The sequence below is a fragment of the Burkholderia sp. FL-7-2-10-S1-D7 genome, from assembly GCF_001524185.1.
Taxonomy (GTDB): Bacteria; Pseudomonadota; Gammaproteobacteria; order Burkholderiales; family Burkholderiaceae; genus Burkholderia; species Burkholderia diffusa.
Genome location: NZ_LOWY01000083.1, coordinates 154,463 through 167,913 on the forward strand (window position 1 = coordinate 154,463; position 13,451 = coordinate 167,913).

The following is a 13,451-nucleotide window of genomic DNA, read 5'->3' on the forward strand; positions in this document are numbered from 1 at the left end:
GCCTGCTTCAGCCGCCGCGCAGCGTCGGATCGACCGCCGCCCGCCAGCTGATGGCCTGCGCGCGCGCACCGTTGAAGTACGCGATCCAGCCGGCACGCGCCGCCGCATCCGGCGCCGCATAGTGCGTCGAAAGTTCGTTTACGAACGCGCAATAGTTCGCTTCGGTCAGCCCGCGATACCGTTTCGCCACGTACGCGTCGTACAACGTCGCATAGACGGGCTGCGCGTCCGCGCCCCAGTCGCGCGCCGTGCCGCCGCACGACGCCTGCAGGTCGACGAACGACGGCGTGCGCCAGTTGCCGACGAGCGGCGGCATGCCGGCACTGCACCCCGCCAGAAGGACGGCGCACACGCCGGCCCACATCCCAATACGCATGATTCACCTCGCGAAACGGTCGATTTCACCAGTATCGTCCGGGATCGCGCCGCGCGCTACTGGCCCGCTTTTTCGAACTTTACTTTTTCGATTTCGTTCGTTAAATTTCGAATTCGAACATTTTCTGTTCACCCATTTCCATCAGACGATAAGGACAGCAGGTGACCCAACCGAATCGCTACGATCTGCTCGTCGTCGGCGGCGGCATCAACGGCGCCGGCATCGCGCGCGATGCGGCCGGCCGCGGCCTGTCGGTCATGCTCTGCGAGCAGGACGATCTCGCGTCGCACACGTCGTCGTCCAGCACGAAGCTGATTCACGGCGGCCTGCGCTACCTCGAATACAACGAGTTCGGGCTCGTTCGCAAGGCGCTGCAGGAACGCGAGACGCTGCTGCGCGCGGCGCCGCACATCATGTGGCCGCTGCGCTTCGTGATGCCCCACATGCCGAACCTGCGTCCGGCCTGGCTGATCCGCATCGGCCTGTTCCTTTACGATCACCTCGCGAAACGCGAACTGCTGCCCGGCTCGCGCGGCATCGACATGCGCCGCCATGCGGCCGGCGCACCGCTGATCGATTCGATCAAGCGCGGCTTCGTCTATTCGGACGGCTGGGTCGACGACGCACGCCTCGTCGTGCTGAACGCGATGGATGCGAAGGAGCGCGGCGCCGAGATCCTGACGCGCACGAAGCTGGTGTCCGCCGAACGCCGCGGCGACGAATGGGAAGCGCGGCTGCAGCACGCCGACGGGTCGATCCGCGTCGTGCATGCGCGCGCGATCGCGAACGCGGCCGGCCCGTGGGTCGGCGAAGTGCTGCACGGCGCGCTCGGCCGCGGCGCGCACCACAGCGTGCGGCTCGTGAAGGGCAGCCACATCATCACGCGCCGCCTGTTCGATCACGACCACGCGTACATCTTCCAGAACCCGGACAAGCGAATCATCTTCGCGATTCCGTACGAACACGATTTCACGCTGATCGGCACGACCGACGTCGAATACACGAACGATCCCGCGAAGGTCGCGATCGATCGCGACGAGACGCAGTACCTGTGCGACTCGATCAACCGCTACTTCAAGCGCAAGATCTCGCCGGCCGACGTGCACTGGACCTACTCGGGCGTGCGCCCGCTGCTGGAAGACGAGAACGCCGCGAACGCATCGGCGGTCACGCGCGACTACCGTCTCGAGCTGGACGATGGCGCGGGCGCCCCGCTGCTGTCCGTGTTCGGCGGCAAGATCACGACGTTCCGCAAGCTCGCGGAAGAAGCCGGCGACATGCTGTGCCGCGCGCTCGGCCGCGACGCGACGACCTGGACGGCCGGCGTCCCGCTGCCGGGCGGCGACATCGCCGATGCGAAGTTCGACGCGTTCGCCGCGCAGTTCGCGAAGCGCCATCCGTGTCTGCCCGCCGCGCTCGCGCGCCGCTACGCGCGCGCGTACGGCACGCGCGCGGAACGCGTGGTCGACGGCGCGACGTCGCTCGCCGACCTCGGCGCCGAGATCGCACCGGGCATCCACGAAGCCGAACTGCGCTACCTGCGCGACGCCGAATGGGCGACCTGCGCGCAGGACGTGCTGTGGCGCCGCTCCAAGCTCGGCCTGCACGTCGCGCCGGGCACGCTCGACACCGTGACGGCCGCTGTCGACGCGTGGTTCGCCGCAGTACATGCGCCGCACGCGTGATTCGTTTGCAGTTGCAATTGTCTGACCGACGTTGATTCACCGACGCGCCGCGTAACATGCGGCGCGCATCACAACTACGCCAATCCACGGATGGAGATGAGAGACATGCAGGATCAGTACATCCTCGCGCTTGACCAGGGCACGACCAGCTCCCGCGCGATGCTGTTCGATCGCCAGGGCAACATCGTATCGATCGCCCAGAAGGAATTCGAACAGATCTACCCGCAACCCGGCTGGGTCGAGCACGACCCGCAGGAAATCTGGTCGACCCAAGCGGGCGTCGCCGCCGAAGCGGTCACGCGCACGGGCCTGAACGGCACGTCGATCGCCGCGATCGGGATCACCAACCAGCGCGAGACGACGATCGTCTGGGATCGCGAGACGGGCCAGCCCATCTACAACGCGATCGTGTGGCAGGACCGCCGCACGGCCGACTTCTGCGATACGCTGAAGAAGCAGGGCCTCGAAGCCAAGGTGCGCGCGAAGACCGGCCTGCCGATCGACTCGTACTTCTCCGCGACCAAGATCCGCTGGATCCTCGACAACGTGCCGGGTGCGCGCGACAAGGCGCGCCAGGGCAAGCTCGCGTTCGGCACCGTCGACAGCTGGCTCGTGTGGAACTTCACGAAGCACGAACTGCACGTGACCGACGTGACCAACGCATCGCGCACGATGCTGTTCAACATCCACACGCGCGAGTGGGACAGCGAGCTGCTGGAACTGCTCGACATCCCGCGCAGCATGCTGCCGGAAGTGAAGGCGTCGTCGGAAATCTACGGCCATACGAAAACCACGGTGTTCGCGTCGAAGATCCCGCTCGCGGGCATCGCCGGCGACCAGCACGCGGCGCTGTTCGGCCAGATGTGCACGACGTCGGGCATGGTGAAGAACACCTACGGCACCGGCTGCTTCCTGATGATGAACACCGGCAACAAGCCGATCGAGTCGAAGAACAACCTCGTCACGACGATCGCCTGGCAGATCGGCGACGACGTGCAGTACGCGCTCGAAGGCAGCATCTTCATCGCGGGCGCGGTCGTGCAGTGGCTGCGCGACGGCGTCGGCATCATCAAGACGGCCGCCGAGATCGAAGCGCTCGCCGCGAGCGTGCCGCATACCGACGGCGTCTATCTCGTGCCGGCGTTCGCGGGCCTCGGCGCGCCGCACTGGAACGCACGGGCGCGCGGTTCGGTGTTCGGGGTCACGCGCGGCACGACGTCCGCGCACCTCGCGCGCGCGGCGCTCGACGCGATCGCTTACCAATCGCTCGACGTGCTGGCCGCGATGGAAGCCGACTCCGGCATCAGCATCGGCGAGCTGCGCGTCGACGGCGGCGCGAGCGCGAACAATCTGCTGATGCAGTTCCAGGCCGACCTGCTCGGCGTCGACGCGGTGCGACCGCAGATCACCGAGACGACCGCGCTCGGCGCGGCCTACCTCGCGGGCCTCGCGATCGGCTACTGGAAGAACCTCGACGAAGTGCGCAGCCAGTGGCAGCTCGATCGCCGTTTCTCCCCGTCGATGCCGAAGGAGCAGGTCGAGCGCTGCATGGCCGGCTGGCAACGCGCGGTGCGCGCCGCCAAGGCGTGGGCCGACGACACGCAGTAACCCGCAGCAACCAGAAGCAATCCGAACGAATTAAAACAACACCGGCGGACCGCGACGCGCGAGTCCGCCGTCATCTACGAGAGACAACATGTCACCTTACATTGCGGAATTCATCGGCACGGCGATCCTCGTGCTGCTCGGCAACGGCGCGGTCGCAAACGTGCTGCTTGCGAAGACCAAGGGCAAAGGCGCGGACCTCATCGTGATCGTCATGGGCTGGGCAATGGCGGTGTTCGTCGCCGTCTACGTGACCGCTTCGTTCAGCGGCGCGCACCTGAACCCGATCGTCACGATCAGCCTCGCGCTCGCGGGCAAGTTCGCATGGTCGAAGGTCGGCGGCTACATCCTCGCGCAGATGCTTGGCGGGATGGCCGGCGCGCTGCTCGTGTGGCTCGCGTATCGCCAGCACTTCGCGAAGGAAGTCGATGCGGACCTGAAGCTCGCGGTGTTCTGCACGGCGCCCGCCATCCGCAGCACCACGCACAACGTGCTGACCGAAGCCATCTGCACGTTCGTGCTGATCCTCGGCGTGCTGTACCTCGCGTCGCCGCAGGTCGGTCTCGGCGCGCTCGACGCACTGCCCGTCGGCCTGCTCGTGCTCGGCATCGGCATCTCGCTCGGCGGCCCGACCGGCTATGCGATGAGCCCGGCGCGCGACCTGTCGCCGCGCATCATGCACGCGCTGCTGCCGATTCCCGGCAAGCGCGACAGCGACTGGCGCTATGCGTGGGTGCCGGTGATCGGCCCGCTGCTCGGCGGCGCCGCGGCGGCCGGCCTGTATCTGCACCTGCACGCGATGGCCTGATCGCGGGTTCGATCGAGCGCGAGCTCGAGCGCGCGGCAGCAACTGCCGCGTGCTTCCGCCCCGCTTCCGCCCCCGCATTCTTCACACGATCGACGACGCGCCCGCCTCGCTCTCGCCGGCCGACGCCGCGATGACGCGTCGGCCGACGGAGTGCGTAGCCGGGACGGGGCGCAGGCGCCGAACGGCTCGCGGTGCAACTTCGAAAGCACGTATCATGGCGGGACGCTCGGCGTCGCCGACACCCCGCTTCTTCACCATCATGCTCGATCACCTTATCTGCGACTGCGACGGCGTCCTCGTCGACAGCGAAGTCATTGCCGACCGCGTGCTGTTCGAAACGCTGTCCGCCACCTTCCCTCACCTCGACTTCGAAGACGCCGCGAAGTCCGCCTTCGGCCAGCAGACATCGCGCTTTCTCGCCGGGCTCGAAGCGCGTTTCGGCATCCAGATGCCCGACGACTTCATCGAGACCGTCGAGCGCAACATCGAGACCGGTCTCGCACAATCGCTCGCGCCGATCAGCGGCGTGCGCGACGCGCTGCTGAAGGTCAGCCTGCCGGCCGCGGTGGTATCGAACAGCCGGCTCGTGCGCGTGCGCAGCTCGCTGAAGCGCGCATCGCTCACCGAAATCTTCGGCGATCGCGTGTTCAGCTCCGAGCAGGTCGCACGGCCGAAACCCTACCCCGACGTCTACCTGCACGCCGCGCAGACGCTCGGCGTGGCGCCGGCGCGCTGCGTCGTCGTCGAGGACAGCGTGTCGGGCCTGAACGCCGCGCGCGCGGCGGGCATGAAGACGATCGCGTTCGTCGGCGCGAGCCACATCCCGGACAACTACGCGGACGCGCTCCGCGCGATGGGCATCACGCGGATCATGCGCAGGATGGATGAACTGCCGGCGCTCGTCGAAGCCGGCCTGCGCGGCGAATTCGGCGACGTGCAGTCCTGACGGACGGTCGCGCCGGAGCCACATGACCGGCGTGCGGCTCGATGCGCACGCCGTCCCGCGGGCGCAACGGCGCGCCCGCTACACCCCCGCTACACCGACCGTCAGGCCGGCTCGCAGCAGCGCTCGCGCGCGGCCGCCAGCGCCTCGCGGAATTCGACGAGTTCCGCGATCGTCAGCATCGGCAACCCGTGCTGCTGCGCGAAACGCTCGACGTCGTCGCCGCGCGTCATCGTGCCGTCCGGATTCATCAGCTCGCACAGCACGCCCGCCGGCTTCAGGCCAGCGAGGATCGACAGGTCGACCGTCCCTTCCGTGTGACCGCGGCGCGCCAGAACGCCGCCCGGTTGCGCACGCAACGGAAACACGTGGCCGGGGCGCACGATGTCGTACGGCTTCGCATCATCGGCGATCGCCGCGCGGATCGTCGTCACGCGATCGGCCGCGGACACGCCGGTATGCACGCCTTCGCGCGCCTCGATCGACACGGTGAACGCGGTGCCGTTGCGGCTCTCGTTGGTCTGCACCATCGGCGGCAGCTCGAGCGCGCGGACCTTGTCGTCGGTCAGGCACAGGCACACGATGCCGCTGCACTCGCGGATCAGGAGCGCCATCGTCTCGGGCGTGATGCGCTCGGCGGCGACGATCAGGTCGGCCTCGTTTTCACGGTCGTGATCGTCCTGCAACACGACTGCACGGCCCGCGCGCAACGCGTCGAGCGCAGCGGCGATGCGCGGCGGCACCGGTTCGGAATCGAGCAACGGGAGATCGGCAAAGGCGTCGGCGGCTGCCGACGAAACGGACATGAAGGACATGTGAAACGCTCCTCGCAATTACGATTTGGGCGAAAAACGTTTCAGGGCATTGCAAACAGACAGAACGACAACCCGCTTCGCACGCATGGCAAAGCGGCCCTGACGGACATGACTATCTGCACATCTTCTCTCATCCGGACTGTGACCGTCGGCTCTGGCATTCGACCAGATCTGCTGACCCCGCGCGGATGCGCGGGCGCTCGCGGGCTCGCCGGCTAACGCCAGCCTACCGCCGGTGGGGAATTTCGCCCCGCCCTGAAGACGCACTGATTACCGGCCGGGGTCTACCCCGAAACCGGCGGGCCAAGCATACATCAGCTGCGCACGCGGCGCAGCGAACCACACTTAAAACCTTACTGACGACTCCGTCTAACGGCATCGTCCGAACGGCCGACACCGGGCCTGCACGCCCGTCCTGAACGGAATCGGCGCCGGCCCTGCGAGCCGCGTGCTCAGCCGGCCGCGTGCGCGGCGTCGGGCACGAGCCAGCGCGGCGGCACCTCGGGGCTCACCGTCACGCGGAACGCGCGCGCCTCGCTGTCGCCCGGATTGCGCAGGCTGTACGGCTGGTCGGCGTCGAACACGATCGCGTCGCCCGTCGCGAGCAGCTGGCGCCGATCGTGCACGCCGACTTCGAGCGTGCCTTCGCTGACGACCAGGTTGACCGTCGTGCCGGGCGCGCGGCGCGTGCCGGGTTCCGTGTGCAGCGGCGCGATCCGCAGCTCGTGGAATTCGGCCGCGGCAGGCTCGCCTTCCGGATACAGCGCGCGCGCCGAGAAGCGGCCGTTCGAGCTGACGACGCGCGCCGCGCGCTCGGCCGCCAGATGCTCGAAGCCGTTCACCGCATGACGGCGCAGGAACGCGGCGACCGATACCTTCAGCGCCGCGGCGATCTTGCAGAGCACCTTGATCGACGGCACGCTGCGCGCGGATTCGATCTGCGCGAGCATCGCGCGCGACACGCCGGACAGCCGCGCGAGCGCATCGAGCGACAGCTGCCGCTCGGCGCGCAAGCGCGCGAGATTCACGCCGACAACCTGCTCGAGGACGTCGAGCGACGCGGTCGTCCGCGCGTCGGCGGCATTGCCGGACTCGAAGGAAGACACGTCGCGCACCAGCGCCAGGGGTGAAGACATAGCATGGCCTCCGGGCCGCCGCGCGGCCCTGCGAATGGGGTAAGCCGGAATCGGGTTGCGCCACGAACGGCGCGTATCGAGACGCTATCACCGGGCCCCGGCCCGGCAAACGAAGTTATCTTCACACCGTTATCAGCATCGCGGAGGAAAGCGTTTCTCGCGAACCTTTTCCTGTCGCCATAGCGCCGGCGCACCGCCGCCCGACACACCCCTCAATGCGCGGCCGGTGCCGCGCCGTGCGCCGGTGCGCGGGCATCGAGCCGCATCGCGAGCCACGTGACGACGAGCGCCGCGAACGTCACCGCGACGGCGACCCACGGCAACGCATCGAGCGCGAAGCCGTGCCCCAGCGCGAGACCGCCGAGCCACGCGCCGCCCGCGTTGCCGACGTTGAACGCGCCGATGTTCAGCGTCGACGCGAGATGCGGCGCGCTCGCGGCCTTTTCGACCACGCGGGCCTGCAGCGGCGGCACCGTCGCGAACGCGGCGATCCCCCAGACGAATACGGTCACCGCGGCCGCGACCGGCTGGTGGCTCGTCTTCGCGAACACGGCCATCACGGCCATCAGCGCGACCAGGATCGCGATCAGCGACGGCATCAGCGCGCGGTCGGCGAGCTTGCCGCCGAGCGTGTTGCCGACCGTCAGCCCCGCGCCGAACAGCACGAGGATCAACGCGACCGCGCGCGGCGAATAACCGGTGACGGTTTCGAGGATCGGCGCGATGTACGTGAACACGACGAACACGCCGCCGAAGCCGAGCACGGTCATCAGGAGCGCGAGCCAGACCTGCGGCTCCTTCAGCACCCGCACTTCGTGGCCGAGGCCGACGGGCCCGCTGTCGTGGCGGTTCGGCACCAGCAGGGCAACGCCGCCGAGCGACAGCACGCCGAGCGCGGCGACGATCCAGAACGACGCGCGCCAGCCGAGCAGCTGGCCGACGAACGTGCCGAACGGCACGCCGAGCACGTTCGACAGCGTGAGGCCCGTGAACATCAGCGCGATCGCGCTCGCGCGCTTGTCGGCCGGCACGAGCGACGCGGCCACCACCGCGCCGATCCCGAAGAACGAGCCGTGCGCGAACGACGTGACGACGCGCGCGACCATCAGCATCGCGTAGCCGGACGCGGTCGCGCACAACACGTTGCCGACGATGAAGATCGCCATCAGCAGCTGCAGCGCGGCCTTGCGCGGCATGCGGCTCGTCAGCACCGCGAGCAGCGGCGCGCCGACCGCGACGCCGAGCGCGTAGCCCGTGACCAGCAGGCCGGCCGACGGCAGCGACACGGCGAGGTCGTGTGCGACTTCGGGCAGAAGCCCCATGATGATGAATTCGGTGGTACCGATGGCGAAGGCGCTGATCGCTAGCGCCAGTAACGGGATGGGCATGACGTTCTCCGGAAAGGCAGCGGACGCGGCAGCCGGTCCGTACCGCAGTGCACAAAAAGCGGGATGTGCGCGCATTGTCCCGAATACGCCTATCTTTGATAATTGGCGTGGCATTTGAATCATTTTCAAAAAACTGTGGAAAATCCGATGGATCGACTGGGCGACATCCGGCTGTTCGTCGAGGCGGCGGAACTGGGTAGCCTGTCCGCGGCAGGACGCAAGCTGAACCTCACGCCGGCCGCCGCGAGCGCGCGCCTCGCGAAGCTCGAGGCAAAGGTCGCGACGCGGCTGTTCGAGCGCTCGACGCGGCAGCTGCGCCTCACCGACGAAGGCCGGCTCTACCTGAACTGCTGCCGGCAGGCCCTGCAGGCGCTCGACGACGCGCACGCGCTGCTGCAGGAAGGCCGCAACGTGGTGGCCGGCAAGGTGCGGCTGTCGTCGACGTCCGATTTCGGCCGCAATCAGCTGCTCGACTGGCTCGACGAATTCACCACGCTGCATCCGGGCGTCACGTTCTCGCTGACGGCGTCCGATTCGTCGTCGAACCTGTGGCAGGACGAGATCGACCTCGCGATCCGCTTCGCCGCCCCGCCCGACGGCGCGCTGATCGCACGCCGGCTCGCCGCGAACCGGCGCGTGCTGTGCGCGGCGCCGTCGTTCGTCGAGCGCCACGGCGTGCCGGCCGATCCGCACGATCTGGCCCGCTTTCCCTGCAACGTGATCACGATCGCGTCGGGCCCGATGAACACGTGGCGCTTCACGCGCGGCGACGAGGTACAGACCCACACGGTGCCGGTGTCGACCGCGTTCGAGACCAACGACGGCGGCCTCACCCGCGAATGGACGCTGCGCGGCCACGGCATCGCGCTGAAGTCGCTGTGGGACATCGCCGACGACGTGCGCGCCGGCCGGCTGCGCGTGCTACTGCCCGACTGGCGACACCAGGACGCGCCGCTGCACGCGCTCTATCACGGCAAGCGCTACATGGCGCCGCGCGTGCGCGTGCTGCTCGACTTCCTCGCCGAACGCTTCGCGCGCGAGGAAGCGGCGCTCGACGACCTGCTGAACGCGTGCCGCTGAAGGTTGCCGCCCAGCCATATCGGGGTCGGAGTTCAATGACAGGCGTCGCGCGGCCGCAACCCGCCGCCCGCCCGGCGCAGCGCGAAAAGCTATAATGGAAGGCTTTCCCGACGGTTTTTCATGCTCGATGCGTGCAACCTGCGCGCAGCGCACGGCCGTCCCGATTCACCCTTGACGACGCCCCCAGGTCAACCACTGCGAACGGCGAATCCCCATGACCAAGAAAGTTTACGTAAAGACCTTCGGCTGCCAGATGAACGAGTACGACTCGGACAAGATGGTGGACGTGCTCAATGCGGCCGAAGGCCTCGAAAAGACCGATACCCCGGAAGACGCGGACATCATCCTGTTCAACACGTGCTCGGTGCGTGAGAAGGCGCAGGAAAAGGTGTTCTCCGACCTCGGCCGCGTGCGCGAGCTGAAAGAAGCGAAGCCGGGCCTGCTGATCGGCGTCGGCGGCTGCGTCGCCAGCCAGGAAGGCGCGTCGATCGTGTCGCGCGCGCCGTACGTCGACCTCGTGTTCGGCCCGCAGACGTTGCACCGCCTGCCGCAGATGATCGACGCGCGCCGCCAAAGCGGCCGCGCGCAGGTCGACATCACGTTCCCCGAGATCGAGAAGTTCGACCACCTGCCGCCCGCGCGCGTCGAGGGGCCGAGCGCGTTCGTGTCGATCATGGAAGGCTGCTCGAAGTACTGCAGCTACTGCGTCGTGCCGTACACGCGCGGCGACGAAGTGTCGCGTCCGCTCGACGACGTGCTGACCGAAGTGGCCGGCCTCGCCGACCAGGGCGTGCGCGAAGTCACGCTGCTCGGCCAGAACGTGAACGCGTATCGCGGCGCGCTGACGGCCGGTTCGACCGAGATCGCCGATTTCGCGACGCTGATCGAATACGTCGCCGACATCCCCGGCATCGAGCGGATCCGCTACACGACGTCGCATCCGAAGGAATTCACGCAACGCCTGATCGACACCTATGCGAAGGTGCCGAAGCTCGTGAGCCACCTGCACCTGCCGGTCCAGCACGGCTCCGACCGCATCCTGATGGCGATGAAGCGCGGCTACACCGTGCTCGAATACAAGTCGGTGATCCGCAAGCTGCGCGCGATCCGCCCGGACCTGTCGCTGTCGACCGACATGATCGTCGGCTTCCCCGGCGAGACCGAGGAAGATTTCGACAAGATGATGGCGCTCGTGCACGAGATGAGCTACGACACCAGCTTCTCGTTCATCTACAGCCCGCGCCCCGGCACGCCGGCCGCGAACCTGCACGACGACACGCCGCGCGAGGTCAAGCTCAAACGCCTGCAACATCTGCAGGCGACCATCGAGGAAAACGTCGCGCGCATCAGCCAGTCGATGGTCGGGAAGGTCGAGCGGATCCTCGTCGAGGGCCCGTCGCGCAAGGACCCGAACGAACTGTCGGGCCGCACCGAGAACAACCGGGTCGTGAACTTCCCGGCGCCGCTCGCGTCGCACCCGCGCCTGATCGGCCAGATGATCGACGTGAAGATCAACCATGCGTACCCGCACTCGCTGCGCGGCGAGCTCCTGCTCGTGAGCGACGACGCGAGCACGGCCACCCACTGACCCGACCGACTGACGCTCAACAGGAGCCCGACGCTACTTTGAAGACCGTCCAAGCACTGGAATTCACCGCGCCGCGCGACGACAACGCGCGCCTCGCCAATCTCTGCGGCCCGCTCGACGAGAACCTGCGGCAGATCGAACAGGCGCTCGACGTCACGCTCGCGCGGCGCGGCCACCGGATCACGATCCGCGGGCGCGGCGCGAAGCTCGCGCTCGCGGCGCTCGAGAACTTCTACAACCGCGCGCGCGATCCGCTGTCGGTCGACGATATCCAGCTCGCGCTGGTCGAAGTGCGCCACACGTCCGGCAACGGCCGCCAGGACACGGTCGACGTGCGCTTTCGCGGCGACCCCGACCATCCGTTCGACGAGCCGGTCGTGCAAATCGACGCGGACATGCCGGACGAAGAGCCCGCGCCGAAGCTCTATACGCGGCGCGCCGACCTGCGCGGTCGCACGCCTGCGCAGCGCGAATACCTGAAGCAGATCCTGTCGCACGACGTGACGTTCGGCATCGGGCCGGCCGGCACCGGCAAGACCTACCTCGCGGTCGCATGCGCGGTCGACGCACTGGAGCGCGACCAGGTCAAGCGGATCGTGCTGACGCGCCCGGCCGTCGAGGCCGGCGAGCGGCTTGGCTTCCTGCCGGGCGATCTCGCGCAGAAGGTCGACCCGTACCTGCGGCCGCTGTACGACGCGCTGTACGACCTGCTCGGCTTCGACAAGACCGCGAAGATGTTCGAGCGCCAGATGATCGAGATCGCGCCGCTCGCCTATATGCGCGGCCGCACGCTGAACCACGCGTTCATCATCCTCGACGAGGCGCAGAACACGACGCCCGAGCAGATGAAGATGTTCCTCACGCGGATCGGCTTCGGCTCGAAGGCCGTCGTCACCGGCGACACGAGCCAGGTCGACCTGCCGCGCGGGCACAAGAGCGGCCTCGTCGAGGCGCAGCAGGTGCTCGGCGGCGTGCGCGGCATCGCGCTCACGCGCTTCACGAGCGCGGACGTCGTGCGCCATCCGCTCGTCGCGCGCATCGTCGAGGCGTACGACGAGTTCCACGTGCAGCATCAGGACGGCTGAACGGCGGCGCCCGCGCGCTGCCCCGGCCTGCCGGCCCGGCCCGCCCGACGGCGCGCCGGGCTTTTTTTCACCCGCGTGCGGCCGTTTCGAATTCGGGAGCGATCGGCCGTTTGGTGTATCCTCAACGCGTTCCAATCGCCGCACCCGTCATGAAATCTTCCCGTTCCCGCAAGTCCGGGCGCGACCAGTCCGCCGCGCCCGATTTCCCCCGTCTCTCGCTGTTCGATGCGAAGGGCAAGGCCCGGACCGTCAGCGCGCAAGGGCTTCGAATCGACTTCCCCGACGGCCGCAGCCTGATGTTCGACCTGTCCGGCAGTTCGGGCGAGGCGGCCGTTGCGATCGTCGCGCAGCACCACGATCCGGCGATGCGCGCGAAGCTCGCGCTGCAGCCCGAGCACTACGACAGCGTGACGCTGCACGTGGGTGCCGAACCCGCGCCGCGCGACGAGGAAATCGCGGAAATGGCGAACGAGGTGCGTGAGCTGGAGTTCGACCTGTCCGTGCAGTACGGTGACGAAATCACCGGCGACATCCGCAAGACGCTTCCCAAGCGCAAGCTGATCGCCGAATGGATCGAGCCGGCGCTGTTCGCGAGCGCGCAGCTCACCGTGCGCTTCGTCGGCGAGGAAGAAGGCCGCACGCTGAACGCCGGCTACCGCCAGAAGGACTACCCGACCAACGTGCTGACCTTCGCGTACGACCCGGCGCCCGACGGCACCGTGATCGGCGACCTCGTGCTGTGCTGCCCGGTGGTCGAGAAGGAAGCGCACGACCAGGGCAAGCCGCTCGCTGCCCACTACGCGCACCTGCTGGTGCACGGCGCGCTGCACGCGCAGGGCTACGATCACGAGACGAGCGACGAGGACGCCGCCGAAATGGAAGCGCTCGAAGTCGACATCCTCGCGAAACTGGGCTTTCCGAACCCGTACCAGTAAAGCCGTC

Annotated in this window: 12 protein-coding genes and 1 riboswitch; of the genes, 8 read left to right on the forward strand and 4 right to left on the reverse strand. The window is 68.0% G+C overall.

What is annotated here, in order from left to right; translation table 11 throughout:
• Window positions 1-7 precede the first annotated feature (7 nt).
• Window positions 8-376: a hypothetical protein gene (locus WS75_RS25015; RefSeq protein ID WP_059684296.1), complete on the reverse strand. Its 369-nt coding sequence runs from the start codon at window positions 374-376 to the stop codon at window positions 8-10.
• A 161-nt stretch (window positions 377-537) separates the two neighbouring features.
• On the opposite strand from WS75_RS25015, the gene glpD reads away from it, so the two are divergent.
• The 4 genes from glpD to WS75_RS25035 all read left to right on the forward strand — a co-directional run bounded on the left by glpD (window position 538) and on the right by WS75_RS25035 (window position 5,420).
• Complete coding sequence (glpD, locus tag WS75_RS25020) at window positions 538-2,061, forward strand: glycerol-3-phosphate dehydrogenase (protein WP_059684298.1); 1,524 nt, start codon at window positions 538-540, stop codon at window positions 2,059-2,061.
• A gap of 105 nt (window positions 2,062-2,166) precedes the next feature.
• A complete protein-coding gene (gene glpK / locus WS75_RS25025) occupies window positions 2,167-3,669 on the forward strand; it encodes a glycerol kinase GlpK (RefSeq protein WP_059684301.1) in 1,503 nt (500 codons plus the stop codon).
• Between the two features lie 88 nt (window positions 3,670-3,757).
• Window positions 3,758-4,474: an MIP/aquaporin family protein gene (locus tag WS75_RS25030; RefSeq protein ID WP_059607602.1), complete on the forward strand. Its 717-nt coding sequence runs from the start codon at window positions 3,758-3,760 to the stop codon at window positions 4,472-4,474.
• A 259-nt stretch (window positions 4,475-4,733) separates the two neighbouring features.
• On the forward strand, window positions 4,734-5,420 hold the full coding sequence (locus WS75_RS25035) for an HAD family hydrolase (RefSeq protein WP_059684302.1): 687 nt from the start codon (window positions 4,734-4,736) through the stop codon (window positions 5,418-5,420).
• A 101-nt stretch (window positions 5,421-5,521) separates the two neighbouring features.
• On the opposite strand, the gene ribB is transcribed toward WS75_RS25035, so the two are convergent.
• The 3 genes from ribB to WS75_RS25050 all read right to left on the reverse strand — a co-directional run bounded on the left by ribB (window position 5,522) and on the right by WS75_RS25050 (window position 8,756).
• Window positions 5,522-6,232, reverse strand: coding sequence for a 3,4-dihydroxy-2-butanone-4-phosphate synthase (gene ribB, locus WS75_RS25040; protein ID WP_059684305.1), 711 nt, complete (start codon window positions 6,230-6,232; stop codon window positions 5,522-5,524).
• 118 nt (window positions 6,233-6,350) lie between these two features.
• Window positions 6,351-6,499, reverse strand: a riboswitch (FMN riboswitch).
• Between the two features lie 185 nt (window positions 6,500-6,684).
• Window positions 6,685-7,368 carry a helix-turn-helix domain-containing protein gene (locus WS75_RS25045; RefSeq protein ID WP_059684307.1) on the reverse strand — a complete coding sequence of 228 codons (684 nt, stop codon included), beginning with the start codon at window positions 7,366-7,368 and terminating at the stop codon, window positions 6,685-6,687.
• Between the two features lie 212 nt (window positions 7,369-7,580).
• Complete coding sequence (locus tag WS75_RS25050; RefSeq protein ID WP_059684309.1) at window positions 7,581-8,756, reverse strand: MFS transporter; 1,176 nt, start codon at window positions 8,754-8,756, stop codon at window positions 7,581-7,583.
• 147 nt (window positions 8,757-8,903) lie between these two features.
• On the opposite strand from WS75_RS25050, the gene WS75_RS25055 reads away from it, so the two are divergent.
• The 4 genes from WS75_RS25055 to ybeY all read left to right on the forward strand — a co-directional run bounded on the left by WS75_RS25055 (window position 8,904) and on the right by ybeY (window position 13,444).
• Window positions 8,904-9,836 (forward strand): LysR family transcriptional regulator, encoded by a 933-nt coding sequence (locus tag WS75_RS25055; protein ID WP_059607610.1) that lies wholly within the window; start codon window positions 8,904-8,906, stop codon window positions 9,834-9,836.
• A 214-nt stretch (window positions 9,837-10,050) separates the two neighbouring features.
• Complete coding sequence (gene miaB, locus WS75_RS25060; RefSeq protein ID WP_059684311.1) at window positions 10,051-11,424, forward strand: tRNA (N6-isopentenyl adenosine(37)-C2)-methylthiotransferase MiaB; 1,374 nt, start codon at window positions 10,051-10,053, stop codon at window positions 11,422-11,424.
• 38 nt (window positions 11,425-11,462) lie between these two features.
• On the forward strand, window positions 11,463-12,509 hold the full coding sequence (locus tag WS75_RS25065) for a PhoH family protein (RefSeq protein ID WP_059684313.1): 1,047 nt from the start codon (window positions 11,463-11,465) through the stop codon (window positions 12,507-12,509).
• 149 nt (window positions 12,510-12,658) lie between these two features.
• On the forward strand, window positions 12,659-13,444 hold the full coding sequence (gene ybeY, locus WS75_RS25070; protein ID WP_059684315.1) for an rRNA maturation RNase YbeY: 786 nt from the start codon (window positions 12,659-12,661) through the stop codon (window positions 13,442-13,444).
• The last annotated feature ends 7 nt before the right edge of the window (window positions 13,445-13,451 follow it).

What these genes read in the sequence shown, in the direction of transcription:
- WS75_RS25015 (WP_059684296.1), bottom strand. Translation starts at nt 376, where the DNA reads ATGCGTATTGGGATGTGGGCCGGCGTGTGCGCCGTCCTTCTGGCGGGG.
- WS75_RS25045 (WP_059684307.1), bottom strand. Translation starts at nt 7,368, where the DNA reads ATGTCTTCACCCCTGGCGCTGGTGCGCGACGTGTCTTCCTTCGAGTCC.
- ribB (WP_059684305.1), bottom strand. Translation starts at nt 6,232, where the DNA reads ATGTCCTTCATGTCCGTTTCGTCGGCAGCCGCCGACGCCTTTGCCGAT.
- WS75_RS25050 (WP_059684309.1), bottom strand. Translation starts at nt 8,756, where the DNA reads ATGCCCATCCCGTTACTGGCGCTAGCGATCAGCGCCTTCGCCATCGGT.
- ybeY (WP_059684315.1), top strand. Translation starts at nt 12,659, where the DNA reads ATGAAATCTTCCCGTTCCCGCAAGTCCGGGCGCGACCAGTCCGCCGCG.
- WS75_RS25055 (WP_059607610.1), top strand. Translation starts at nt 8,904, where the DNA reads ATGGATCGACTGGGCGACATCCGGCTGTTCGTCGAGGCGGCGGAACTG.
- WS75_RS25035 (WP_059684302.1), top strand. Translation starts at nt 4,734, where the DNA reads ATGCTCGATCACCTTATCTGCGACTGCGACGGCGTCCTCGTCGACAGC.
- glpK (WP_059684301.1), top strand. Translation starts at nt 2,167, where the DNA reads ATGCAGGATCAGTACATCCTCGCGCTTGACCAGGGCACGACCAGCTCC.
- miaB (WP_059684311.1), top strand. Translation starts at nt 10,051, where the DNA reads ATGACCAAGAAAGTTTACGTAAAGACCTTCGGCTGCCAGATGAACGAG.
- WS75_RS25030 (WP_059607602.1), top strand. Translation starts at nt 3,758, where the DNA reads ATGTCACCTTACATTGCGGAATTCATCGGCACGGCGATCCTCGTGCTG.